Source organism: Blautia sp. MSK.18.38 (genome assembly GCF_024460535.1).
Classification (GTDB): domain Bacteria; phylum Bacillota; class Clostridia; order Lachnospirales; family Lachnospiraceae; genus Blautia_A; species Blautia_A fusiformis.
On record NZ_JANFYP010000017.1, the window covers coordinates 1 to 12126 of the forward strand.

General features: G+C 43.6%; 11 protein-coding genes. 1 reads left to right on the plus strand and 10 read right to left on the minus strand.

Annotated features, from left to right (window positions below):
• Positions 1-315 precede the first annotated feature (315 nt).
• Together NE638_RS11335 and NE638_RS11340 are read right to left on the minus strand one after the other, a co-directional pair.
• Positions 316-588: a hypothetical protein gene (locus NE638_RS11335; RefSeq protein ID WP_059086966.1), complete on the minus strand. Its 273-nt coding sequence runs from the start codon at positions 586-588 to the stop codon at positions 316-318.
• A 145-nt stretch (positions 589-733) separates the two neighbouring features.
• Positions 734-1222 carry a DUF1648 domain-containing protein gene (locus tag NE638_RS11340; protein WP_173740140.1) on the minus strand — a complete coding sequence of 163 codons (489 nt, stop codon included), beginning with the start codon at positions 1220-1222 and terminating at the stop codon, positions 734-736.
• A gap of 213 nt (positions 1223-1435) precedes the next feature.
• On the opposite strand from NE638_RS11340, the gene NE638_RS11345 reads away from it, so the two are divergent.
• Positions 1436-2818, plus strand: a complete 1383-nt coding sequence (locus tag NE638_RS11345; protein WP_015526334.1) for an NCS2 family permease — start codon at positions 1436-1438, stop codon at positions 2816-2818.
• Positions 2819-2881: 63 nt separating this feature from the next.
• Here NE638_RS11345 and NE638_RS11350 read toward each other — a convergent pair whose 3' ends face one another.
• The 8 genes from NE638_RS11350 to licT all read right to left on the minus strand — a co-directional run bounded on the left by NE638_RS11350 (position 2882) and on the right by licT (position 11873).
• Positions 2882-3736, minus strand: a complete 855-nt coding sequence (locus NE638_RS11350; RefSeq protein ID WP_015526335.1) for a YitT family protein — start codon at positions 3734-3736, stop codon at positions 2882-2884.
• Positions 3733-4086: an arsenate reductase family protein gene (locus NE638_RS11355; protein WP_015526336.1), complete on the minus strand. Its 354-nt coding sequence runs from the start codon at positions 4084-4086 to the stop codon at positions 3733-3735. The genes NE638_RS11350 and NE638_RS11355 overlap by 4 nt, the downstream gene beginning before the upstream one ends.
• Positions 4087-4194: 108 nt before the next feature.
• A complete protein-coding gene (locus NE638_RS11360) occupies positions 4195-4983 on the minus strand; it encodes a zf-HC2 domain-containing protein (RefSeq protein WP_173746208.1) in 789 nt (262 codons plus the stop codon).
• A complete protein-coding gene (locus NE638_RS11365) occupies positions 4967-5464 on the minus strand; it encodes an RNA polymerase sigma factor (RefSeq protein WP_173746209.1) in 498 nt (165 codons plus the stop codon). Before NE638_RS11365 ends, NE638_RS11360 begins: the two co-directional genes overlap by 17 nt.
• A gap of 197 nt (positions 5465-5661) precedes the next feature.
• The gene (locus NE638_RS11370; protein ID WP_173746210.1) at positions 5662-7332 is read right to left on the minus strand and encodes a sensor domain-containing diguanylate cyclase; all 1671 of its coding nucleotides are present in this window, start codon (positions 7330-7332) and stop codon (positions 5662-5664) included.
• Positions 7333-7513: 181 nt separating this feature from the next.
• A complete protein-coding gene (locus NE638_RS11375) occupies positions 7514-8941 on the minus strand; it encodes a glycoside hydrolase family 1 protein (RefSeq protein WP_173746211.1) in 1428 nt (475 codons plus the stop codon).
• A 70-nt stretch (positions 8942-9011) separates the two neighbouring features.
• A complete protein-coding gene (locus NE638_RS11380) occupies positions 9012-10898 on the minus strand; it encodes a beta-glucoside-specific PTS transporter subunit IIABC (RefSeq protein ID WP_021650624.1) in 1887 nt (628 codons plus the stop codon).
• Positions 10899-11021: 123 nt separating this feature from the next.
• Positions 11022-11873, minus strand: coding sequence for a BglG family transcription antiterminator LicT (gene licT / locus NE638_RS11385; RefSeq protein ID WP_059086637.1), 852 nt, complete (start codon positions 11871-11873; stop codon positions 11022-11024).
• Positions 11874-12126 lie beyond the last annotated feature (253 nt).

Genomic DNA, 12126 nt, shown 5'->3' on the forward strand with positions numbered 1-12126 from the left:
CAGGAATAGACGACATTGTTGTTTGATTTATATGTTGTGTTCATATTTGTATTATACTATGGTTTATCAGTTAATACAATTACTATTTTGTCCATCTTCAATTACTTGCATAAATTACGATCAGAGTAATCACTACCGTAATAACAATACTGTTTAAAAGAAACGGATAAAATTAAAGTGTGCGTTCATATTGATGTAGTTATCAATGATGAATTTCTGCGGAAGGAGATGATGCTCCAGAGCCATGATCTCCTGATTTTCCTTAAAGGATGAAGCTTCTGATCCGCCAGCACTGGCAAAGCTCCGGGATTTCCGTTACAAACCCTCCCGATACACGCTGTTGATCGTAGCCTGGGCGTGCTCCAGCTCTTTCTTCCGGACGATGGCTTCCCTGTCACTTAAGATCGCCAGCATCTCATCGATCACATCCTCCACTCTGGGACTTGTCACCCTGTATAAATACCCCAGCATCCGTGTAGCTGTGTAATCGGTATTCATATGTTTATAGGCGATTTCCCGGCACAGCTCATCGGGATAGCCCTTATCCTGAAGCGCTCTGTAAAGCTCATCTGTTCTTGTATCTGCCATATGCTCCTGAGATTCCTTTCCTGTTTTTATTATAATTTCGCCAAGCGGATATTCGCGATCCGCTTTCGCTGGTTCCATCCATATTCAGTACAATAAATCGAACATTTCCCTTCCACTCTTCTGCATGATCACAAACGCAACCGCTTCACGATTTATCATCCTCATCCATGCCAGTTTCTTTACCAGCCTTATATATCCCCCGGATCCCCAGGATCAATGTCACGAAAATCCCTGTGATCAGTATCCACACCGGCCACATAGGTGCCGTTCCCAGATTCCCGCTGATCCCGGCATAAAGACATACTCCAATGGATAACAGCTTGATCACAGACATCATTTTTGACGCAATCTCAAAGATATGCTCTCTGTTTTCCTCTGTCACCTCAACTGGATAGTTCCACCACTGTGGAAATCTCTGACAGAACATCAGAAGTGCCAGGATCAGCAGCCCCAAAATCGGCTCCAGAAGAAGGCTGCCCTTCTTTCCATACCGGTCCGGGATCCCATGCGCATTAAAATGGATCGGCACCCTCTCCGGCAGATTTCCCCAGGTGGCCACAAGATACATCACGTACCCAAGGATCATCAAAAAGCAGAGCACATCTGTAATATTCCGCAGTTTTTTCTCAGACATTATCCATCCCCCTTTCATTGCAAAATAAACCCGTCTGTAAATCGAATACTCTCTTTTCTGTATTTTACACACAAATTACCTGCTTGTAAAAGTATTTTGCAAAAAATTACCTTACATAACAATATCTGTTAAGCACTAACGATTGCATACGAAATTTTTATATGATAAAATAGACATGTTGTCCAAAAACATATTTAAGAAAGGGAAAGAAATATGTTAGAAAAAATCTTCAAGCTGTCCGCAAATAAAACGGACGCCAAAACAGAGGTTCTGGCAGGTATCACCACCTTCATGACAATGGCCTATATCCTGGCAGTTAACCCGAACATCCTGTCCGCAACCGGCATGGATTCCGGAGCTGTATTCACAGCTACCGCACTGGCAGCCTTCCTGGGAACGTTGCTGATGGCGATCTTCGCCAACTACCCGTTCGCACTGGCACCCGGAATGGGTCTGAACGCATACTTTGCCTATACAGTTGTTATCGGTATGGGATACAGCTGGCAGTATGCACTGACCGCAGTTTTTGCAGAAGGTATCGTATTTATCGTTCTTTCACTTACCAATGTACGTGAAGCGATCTTCAATGCGATCCCTCTGAACCTGAAATCCGCAGTCAGCGTTGGTATCGGTCTTTTCATCGCATTTGTAGGATTACAGAATGCCAATATCGTGATCGGCGGCTCCACTCTGCTGCAGCTTTTCTCTGTAGATGGCTACAACGCAGCCAAGGGTGTGGAGGCTTCCTTCAACAACGTTGGGATCACCGTTATCCTGGCTCTGATCGGTATCATCGTAACTGGAATCCTGGTTGTTAAGAATGTAAAGGGAAACATCCTCTGGGGTATCCTGATCACATGGGGACTTGGAATCATCTGTCAGTTCGCCGGACTTTATGTTCCGAACCCGGAGATCGGCTTCTACAGCCTGCTCCCGGATTTCAGCAACGGACTCTCTATCCCGAGTCTTGCTCCGATCTTTGCGAAGCTGCAGTTTGACGGAGTTTTCTCACTGGATTTCCTTGTTATCCTGTTTGCATTTTTATTTGTAGATCTTTTTGATACTCTTGGAACTCTCGTTGGTGTCTCTTCTAAAGCAGGCATGCTGGATGAAAATGGCAAGCTTCCTAACATCAAGGGCGCACTTCTTGCAGATGCAGTTGCAACAACTGCCGGTGCAGTTCTTGGTACATCCACAACCACTACCTTCGTAGAAAGTGCTTCCGGTGTATCCGAAGGCGGAAGAACCGGACTTACCGCAGTGACAACTGCCATCTTATTTGGCCTGTCCCTGTTCCTGTCTCCGATCTTCCTGGCAATCCCGTCCTTTGCCACAGCTCCGGCTCTGGTGATCGTCGGTCTGTACATGCTCAGCAATGTTATCAGCATTGATTTCAGCGATATGTCCGAGGCGATCCCATGTTATGTATGTATCATCGCAATGCCGTTCTTCTACAGCATTTCCGAAGGTATCTCCATGGGAATTATCACATACGTAGCCATCAACCTGATCACAGGTAAGGCAAAAGAAAAGAAGATCAGCGCTCTGATGTATGTACTGGCAGTGCTGTTTATCCTGAAATATATTTTCCTGTAAAATATGGCAAAAAAATTCCCGGGAGTTTTGTCCCGGGAGTTTTTTTATTCCAGCAAAATATTCTTATTTCTTCGGCTGATACCGCATATTCGATACATTATAAACCGTAATAAACGCTTTCGGGTCCTCCTGGTTTATAAACTTCATCAGCTTCTGATATTCACCTTTATCTACGATGGTGATGATCTCACGGCGTTTTTCCATGTTGTAGGCTCCGATGGCCTCATAGATCGTGGCTCCGCTGTGCAGGTCATGAATGATAAACTGCCTCAGCTCCTCTTCCTTTTTCGTGATGATGCAGACACGCCGCTTGATATTATTGTCAAAAATAAAATGATCCAGAACGATTCCGTTAAAATACGTTCCCAGAATACTTAAGACCACCGTCTTTTTATCATACACAAGCGCCGCGGAAAGTGCCACGCACATACCGGAAAGAGACATGGCTTTTCCAAGTTCCATGTGGAGATACTTATTCATGATCTTCGCCACGATATCCAGTCCGCCTGAGGATGCATTCCGGTTAAAAAGAATGCTAAGTCCCACACTCACTACCAGAATATAACACAGAACATCCAGTTCCTGGCTATCTGTCATGGAACCGAAATTTGGAAAAATGATCTCAAACAATCCCAGAAACAACGGCAGCATTACACTGGTATAAACCGTCTTAACTCCAAACTCTCTTCCACAGGTAAAAAATCCAATGATCAGCAATACCACATTCAGGATCATGGTAATCGCCGACAGCTGCAGCGGCACAAAGTTGGAAAGCACGATTCCAAGACCGGAAATACTGCTGACCGACGTATGGCTTGGCACCAGGAAAAAATATACCGCTGCTGCGATGATCGCCACTGCTACGGTGAGAATCACGGTTTCCTTAACGATATCCGCATAATTCAGTTTCTTTTTCATGATTTCAGATACTCTTCCCATTCTTTTTCTTTAGCGCCCACCAGCACCTTGTCTTTCCCAACAAGGATTGGTCGTTTCACAAGCATCCCGTCTGTTGCAAGAAGCGCAAGCTGCTCTTCCTCACTCATCTCCGGAAGTTTATCTTTCAGTTTCATCTCTTTATAAATATTTCCACTGGTATTGAAGAAACGCTTCAGCGGAAGACCGCTTTTTTCCCACCAGGCTTTCAGTTCCTCTGCAGTTGGATTGTCCGTCTTAATATCACGCAAAGTATATTCTGCGCCACTCTCATCCAGCCATTTCTGAGCCTTTTTGCAGGTACTGCATTTTGGATAGCATACAAATAACATCTTATGTCCCCCTGTTCTTCGGCAGTAAATACGTAAATTCACTGCTGTCTTTTTTTTTGCCTACAGCACAGAATTTTTATAGAACTTTTTCACTGTACTGTCCAGGTTTTATTTTAACATAGACGATGCGGTATTTCTATCCTCTTGTTCCGACCATATCAGCTTCGATTCCTGTTTCATCTCATCCACAATTTTCTCCGCTGCATCCAGATCTCCCTTTGCTTCCAGCTCTGTTAATTCCAGACTCTTCTTTCCGGCCTCCTCACTCATATAATAAACCTCTGTTACCGTTTCCGGGATGCTATCATCTTCCGGTGATACTTCCTCTGTCTTTTTGGAAAAATCCTGAAGCAGCATGTCATCGCCTTTCAGTTCCAGAGTTCCTGCATATGGCGCGTCAATGGCGTAGACGAACTCTGTTTTTCCATCTTCCGTGTACTGTACTTTCATTCGGTTGATGAGATTATTGGAAGAATACAATCTATTATTTTTTACGTACATTCCGCTATTTTCCAGGGTCATGTATTTTTCGTTGAAATACCAGTGATTGTAGCCTGCTGCCGCAGCGATGAGTGTCAGGATAACTGCCACTGCTGCTGTCAGCACTCTGCGTATTATTAATTTTCTCCGGATTTTTTTCAGTGCGGCTACGCTTCCGGTATTTGCATTACTTTCAGTATTTTCCGTCCCACCAGTTCCACATCCTGCTACAGAAGCTACAGATGATCTTATCCGGGCCTGCTCTTTTCCCTGCTCTTCTTTCATGATCTCCAACATTTTTCTGCATTCCTGACAGGTACCCATATGTTCTTCCACCAGCGCCTTGCTGTCTTCGCTTAAGATCCCATCTATATAAGACGGCATCAGATCCTGTATTACATCACATGTGATCTTCATGTTCCAGCTCCTCTCTGATCTTTACTCTTGCACGATAATAAGTCACCCGCGCCCAGTTTTCACTTTTTCCAAAAAGCATTCCAATCTCATGGAAGTTCAGCTCTCCGAATGTCCGCAGGGAAAAAACTTCTTTATACGGTTCCGAAAGGCCATGCAAAACTTTGTGGATCTCCATAGCCTGACTCCGCTGTGCCAGCTTTTCCTCAAAAATTTCTCCGCCATGGCTTTCTGCTATTTCCGGCTGCTCCTCTCCGGGAAGCTGCTTTTTCTGCTTTTTCAAATGATCGTACAACGTATTCTTTGCGATCTGGCAGAGCCACACCCGCACATCACAGTCTCCGCGGAACTGATCTGCTTTTTTCAGCGCTTTAAAAAACGTCTCCTGGGTCACTTCCTCAGCCAGCGCTCCATCACGTGAGACAGAACGGATATACCGATATACAATGTCAAAATATGTCCGGTAAAGTTCCTCTATGTTCATCGGTTTTTCTCTTTCCTCCCTTCTCACTTATAAGACGCACTGATCTCAAAAACGTTACAGAAAATCTTTCAAAATTTCGTCCGATATTTTTATTCCGGCGTTTCTTTTAGCACAAACGAAATGCCCGGTATAAAAATACCGGGCACAGCATTATCAGAATTTTCTTCTGACCTCCTCTTACACTCTGCTGCATACCTTCACATCGTTCCATGCTTTTCATAATATTTCTTTTTTTCCGCATACATAAGATCATCCGCTCTTCTCAGCATTGTCTCAAGCTCCGAAGAGCTTTCCTCCCAGACAACGCCAACAGAAACACTGATCTTTTTAGCAGCAATGCTGTCACAGATATCCCTGACCTTACTCCGAAAAATCTTCTCATCCATGTCAAAACAGATGAGTACAAATTCATCGCCACCTACCCGGTAAGCATTTTCCGGCAGAATCGCAAGCATGGAACGCGCTGTATTTATGATCAGCCTGTCTCCAGCCTCATGTCCGTAAAGATCATTCACCCGTTTCAGACCATTGATATCAATATATGCTACTCCTGTTTTTATCACTGTTTTTGCCTGCATGCCTTCCAGAACCTGAATATACCTGTTCCTGTTATACAAGGTCGTCAGCATATCACGATAGCTCATGTACTGCAGACGCGCCTTTCGCTCCTTGGCTTTCAGGCTGTCCGTTAAAAAGTACTGTATGGACGACAGCAGCGTATGATCCTCATAATGCAGCCTCGGATTATCTACCCCGAGAAATCCTATGATCTTTCCGTCACTGTTTAAAGGAACGGCCAGCAGCCTGGTAATGTCCTGCATCTTCAGAGTCTCATAATACGGCTGCCCCTGCTCCTCCTCAATATCCGGAATATAATACAGGCCATTTTTCCGAAAGCTGTCCATCCAGATATCCAGCATTTCCATGGGAACCTCCTGAAGATTATCCTTCTCAGCAGTCACTCCGTTCATGGCATACTCATAGGTATTTGTACAGACATTCCTCTTTTCATCGATCTGAACAATATAACTGCGATCTCCATCAAAATACCCGCTGATAATACGCAGCAGATTGGAAATCGCCGCATCTTCATCTTCTCCTGATATCAGCTCCGCAATACATTTATTCAGTATCGTTGCGATCTCAAGTCTTTCCTTTATCTTGCCCTCTCTGCTTATCAGCTGATACATTTCCTGATTCAGCTCCGTCATCGTCACGATAAACATAATGATCATGGAAATACCAACAGAAAAATCGATCAGCGATATTCCATACCAGAATACCTGCACAACTGCCGCCACTGCCAGAAGTACAACGCATGACAGCATAGAGAACCGAAGCTTCCGGCTGACTCTCTTTTTGTATTGGAGCAGAAGCGTAAGATCAATGAGCAAGCTTGCTGCCGAAAGAAGGATTGACATAATATATAACGGTGCCCGATGATAACAATTATCCCCATCTATGTAATAATACCAGTGAGTAAACTGTGAGAGCACCACAAAAGCAGCCTCCACGGCAGCAATAACATATCCGGCTTTTACTCTTTTTAATGTTCTCCGCTCTTTTTTCGAAAACAGATAAACACACATATAAATATGAAAACACACCAGGACTACGTCACTTAAAAGAAATACGAGAAAACTCGAAATACGGACCATCACACTGCCCGGAACTCCGGGATATCCGCTGAAAATATGCCCCAGGGCATCCATCAGCAATAACAGGGAAGCAAAACTCTCCATCAGGACAAGATACCGCCGCTTTTCCCTGTTATAATTACTGCTCAGAAATATACATAATGCTGCTATGGCGCAAAATGCACATCCCCATATAAGTATTGCCACCTGCAGTACTTTTTCATCCGGCATAAAAACCACTCCTCACATTCGTCGCTTGTAATAAGTATTACACTTTACCATGTAAAAGTCAACCTTCCAAAAAAATCCCGGAGTATATTGTCATACTCCAGGATTTTGTCGTCAACCGGATAAAAGCAGCCGCATTCGCTACATAATTCTACACCAGATAACTGTTTCGCAGTTGATTCAGTTAAAGCTCTTCCCCGCAGGATTCAATCACTTTTTTGTACCAGTAAAAAGAATCTTTGCGGATTCTGGAAAAGTCTCCGGTCCCGTCATCATTTTTATTTACATAGATAAGACCATAACGCTTCTTGAATTCTCCGGTGGAGGCACTGACAAGATCTGTACAGCCCCAACAGGTGTAGCCGATCAGATCTACTCCGTCATGGATTGCTTCCTTCATCTGCTCTATATGGCGGCGCATATATTCAATACGGTAATCGTCGTGAATCTTTCCATCCTCTGTCAGCTGATCCACGGCCCCAAGACCATTTTCCACGATCATGATCGGAATCTGATAGCGGTCATAGATCTGGTTCAGAACATAGCGAAGACCGGTTGCATCGATTTGCCAGCCCCAGTCGGAAGCTTTCAGATATGGATTTTTCAGATTGTCACTTCCATTTCCGGCCGTTGTCTCTCCGTCCTTTGTCACGCTGACACAGCTGCTGGAATAATAGCTGATGGTGAAAAAGTCCACCGTACCCTTCTTGAGGATCTCTTTATCCTCCTGAAGAACCTCCAGCTGGATTCCGTGCTCCTCAAAGTATCTCGCTGCAAATCCCGGATAATATCCTCTTACATGAACATCACCGGCAATGGAATTGTGGATCTGCCCAAACTGCTGTGCATATAAGATATCATCCGGATGGCAGGTATATGGATAACCATTGTGATAAGCAAGCATACAGCCAAGCATAAACTCCGGATCGATCTCATGAGCCATGGAAACTGCAAGTGCACTTGCTACCAGCTGGTGATGCATTGCCTGATAACGGCTCTGCTCACATACATCCTTCGGGTCCAGCATTCCTGCACAGAATACCGCACCAAAGTCCTGCGTCAGCATATTGATCTCATTAAAAGTCAACCAGTATTTTACCTTACCTTTATATCTCTCAAATAAAACCTTTGCAAATCGAAGATAGAAATCGATCATCTTACGGCTTTTCCATCCGCCATACTCCAGAGAAAGATGAAGGGGATTCTCATAATGAGAGATCGTTATCAGCGGCTCAATGTTATATTTTCTCAGTTCGTCGATCACATTGTCGTAGAACTTAAGGCCTTCCTCATTTGGAGTTTCCTCATCCCCATTTGGGAACACTCTGGACCAAGAAATAGAAAAACGATATACCTTAAATCCCATCTCTGCAAAAAGAGCAATATCCTCTTTCCAGTGATGATAAAAATCAGTCGCCTGGTGATTGGGATAAAATTCTTCCGGTAACGGTGCCGGCGGTGTAAGACGACGTTCCTTATCCACACTTCCTCCTGTCAGGATATCTGCAATGGACGGGCCTCTGCCATCCTCATCCCAACCGCCTTCATACTGGTTTGCAGCGGTTGCTCCGCCCCAGAGAAAGTTTTCCGGCATACGGTTATAATTTTTCATATTTTAATTTTCTCCTTTTTACAAATATCAGGCGGATCTGTTATCTCCGCCTGATGTTTCGTTGTTATTCTTATACAATAGTCAGGAATTTATCTCCTGCATTTACAGCTGCATCTTCTTTTTCCATGCATACTGCTTTGATATAATCAGAAATATTGGTCACAACAACCGGTGTGATCAGATCATATCCTTCTTTCTTAATGGCATCCATATCGAATTCCACAAGAAGCTTTCCTTTTTTTACCTTATCTCCATCAGAAACATGGGATTTAAAATATTTACCATTTAAATTTACAGTGTCAAGTCCGATGTGGATCAGAATTTCTGCTCCACTTTCTGTCACAAACATGATTCCATGTTTGCTGTCCATGATATTTGCCACCGTACCATCTGCCGGTGCATAAACCTTTCCTTCTGATGGAACGATTGCTGCTCCGTCACCTAAAACCTTATCAGCAAAAGTTTTATCCGGAACATCGGAAAGTGCTTTTACAGTTCCTGCTACCGGTGCACAAAGCTCGATCTTATCTACAAGCGGAGCGTTCTGCTGTGCCGGCTGTTTTTCTGTATCTGTGTTCTGCACTTCATCCTCTGTCTCAGCCTTTACATCCTCAAATCCGAAGATAAGCGTAAGAACAAAAGCAGCTACAAAAGATACCACGATCATAATGATTCCATAAATCAGATTGATTAATCCCTTCTCGCCGATAAACGCCGGGATCGCCATGATACAATTCTGTGCAATGTAAAGAGAAACCTGAAGAAGTCCTCCTACGATACCACCGATTCCGGCTGCGATAGAAGCTGCTACAACCGGTCTTTTCAGTTTCAGTGTAACACCATACAGAGCAGGCTCTGTGATACCCATAAGAGCGGAAACACCGGCTGCACTTGCCAGCTGTTTCATGTTGCTGTCCTTGGATCTTACAGCTACTGCAAGAGAAGCTCCGGACTGTGCAAGGTTAGAGCATACCTGAGATACAAAGATCAGTGTATCGGTACCACCGGTTGCAATGGCATTCAGTCCGATCGGTGTCAGCGCATGGTGCATACCGGTCATAACGATGAACGGGAAGGTTGCTGCAAGGATACCTACAATAATGAAACCAAGTTTTACGGACAGGAAGTTGATGGCTACCGCAAGTCCGTTACCAATAATTGTTCCGATCGGTCCAACTACGATCAGGGCGATCGGTGCACTGATCAGAATTACCAGTGTCGGGTTCAGGATCAGTTTTACCATTTTCGGTGTGATCTTATCAACCAGAATCTCAATATAATGTGTGATCCATACCATCAGGATAACCGGAATAACGGAATAAGAATAAGTTGCTTTTGTGATCGGCAGACCAAACAGTGTGATGGCCGCATCACCAGCTACCATAGTTACAAAGGTAGGGCTTAAGTAAACACCGGCAATAAACAGCGCCAGTGACTGGTTCACGCGGAAAACCTTGGCAGCATTTGCTGCGATCAGGAACGGCATGAAGTAGAAAGTAACATCTCCGATAAAACTGATCACCTGGTAGGTACTGCTTGTTTCTGATACCAGATGAAAAGTTGTCAGCAGGGTAAGTACAACTTTGATCATACCGGCTGCAGTCAGGGCAGGGATCATCGGGGTCATACATCCGGTGATGGCATCGATAACTTTTGAAACAACACTCTTTGAGCTGTCAGAGTTCGCTGCCGGTGCATCATCGGTAGGAACGCCTTTGTCTTCCAATGCCTTGTAAACAGCGTTTACTTCGTTTCCTGCGATAACCTGGAACTGGTCTTCATGCCAGTTAACGCCGGAGATCTCAGAAAGCTTTAAGATCTCTTTCTCGTTGATCTTCGATCTGTCTTTCACATAGAAACGAAGCCTTGTCATGCAGTGGAACAGACGGGTGATATTATCTTTTCCGCCCAGCGCTGCAATCAGTGTGTCTGCAGTTTTTGCATAGTCCTTTTTCATTTGGGGACCTCCTTTAATAATAAATATTGAAATTTATATTAAAGGTCTTGCCTGAAAAGATACGCACATGGCACGTATTTCAGTAACAATCCATTAACACCTAATTTATAAAACAATCTCTTTTCACAGATTTTTCAGACGTTTATGGTCTTCTGTGATCTTCTGGATATGAATCGTCAGATACAGCATTTCGTCCTCAGTCATAGCGTATTTATATTCCTCTTCCATCATAAGATAGATCATTTTTACACAGCCGTAAGCTTCTCTATACTGCTCCTTGATGATCTTGAAAAGCTCCTGATTCTCATCATAGTGAAGCTCTTTATGAAGGAATCTCTGGGCAAAATATTTCAGATGCGTGAGAAACCGCTGATAATACAGATTATCCTCCTGAAATTCCATATTGTCATAATACTTCTCCACGATGTCCAGGATCTGATGTACGATAATGGAAATCTGATAGCTGTCCGTCTTGCCGCCATCTTCCGCATTCACAAAATGCAATGCAAAAAATCCTGCTTCATCTGCAGAAAGATCTACCTCGAACATCTCATTTACCTTTTTCAGTAATTCCAAGCCGATCTCATATTCCTTATGATAAAGCTGCTTGATATCCAGAAGCAGCATATTCTGAAGGCGGATCCCGTTTTCAAGTCTAGAGATCGCACCCATGATATGGTCGCTAAGGGAAAAATAAATACTGTCATTTAATTTCATCCCCTCTTTTTCCTTCACTTCATTTACAAAAGCTTCCACAAAATCCAAATATTTTTCCGGAATAGCAGTCAGATAACCCTGTATCTCCTTGCTGATCTGGGCATTTTCCGCAGTAAAGATCTTCTCGATCCTGGACTCCTCCACCTGCTGTCCTTTCTTTTTCTGAAAGGCAATTCCGCAGCCCTTTACAATAACTTCATGTCCCTGTCCATCCCTGGACAGTATCAGATTATTATTCAAAATCTTATGGATAACCATATTCCTGTTCCCCCGCTGCCAGACAAATAAAAAAAGACCATTACAGTATATAGAAAACCTATTCCTATACTACTATAAGGTCTTGCCTGACGATAAATAAATATTTCAGTAACAATCCTTCTGATTCGTAACTATTTAATAACTGTACGTAATAATATCAGAAAAAATATATGTTGTCTATCTGGAATATTTAATAAAATATTTATAATATTTTTGTGAGCTTTGACAAAGTCCCCTGATGATCCTGCCAGAC

Excerpts from the sequence above, each read along its gene's own strand:
- NE638_RS11335 (WP_059086966.1), bottom strand. The coding sequence starts at position 588 with ATGGCAGATACAAGAACAGATGAGCTTTACAGAGCGCTTCAGGATAAG.
- NE638_RS11340 (WP_173740140.1), bottom strand. The coding sequence starts at position 1,222 with ATGTCTGAGAAAAAACTGCGGAATATTACAGATGTGCTCTGCTTTTTG.
- NE638_RS11345 (WP_015526334.1), top strand. The coding sequence starts at position 1,436 with ATGTTAGAAAAAATCTTCAAGCTGTCCGCAAATAAAACGGACGCCAAA.
- NE638_RS11350 (WP_015526335.1), bottom strand. The coding sequence starts at position 3,736 with ATGAAAAAGAAACTGAATTATGCGGATATCGTTAAGGAAACCGTGATT.
- NE638_RS11355 (WP_015526336.1), bottom strand. The coding sequence starts at position 4,086 with ATGTTATTTGTATGCTATCCAAAATGCAGTACCTGCAAAAAGGCTCAG.
- NE638_RS11360 (WP_173746208.1), bottom strand. The coding sequence starts at position 4,983 with ATGAAGATCACATGTGATGTAATACAGGATCTGATGCCGTCTTATATA.
- NE638_RS11365 (WP_173746209.1), bottom strand. The coding sequence starts at position 5,464 with ATGAACATAGAGGAACTTTACCGGACATATTTTGACATTGTATATCGG.
- NE638_RS11370 (WP_173746210.1), bottom strand. The coding sequence starts at position 7,332 with ATGCCGGATGAAAAAGTACTGCAGGTGGCAATACTTATATGGGGATGT.
- NE638_RS11375 (WP_173746211.1), bottom strand. The coding sequence starts at position 8,941 with ATGAAAAATTATAACCGTATGCCGGAAAACTTTCTCTGGGGCGGAGCA.
- NE638_RS11380 (WP_021650624.1), bottom strand. The coding sequence starts at position 10,898 with ATGAAAAAGGACTATGCAAAAACTGCAGACACACTGATTGCAGCGCTG.
- licT (WP_059086637.1), bottom strand. The coding sequence starts at position 11,873 with ATGGTTATCCATAAGATTTTGAATAATAATCTGATACTGTCCAGGGAT.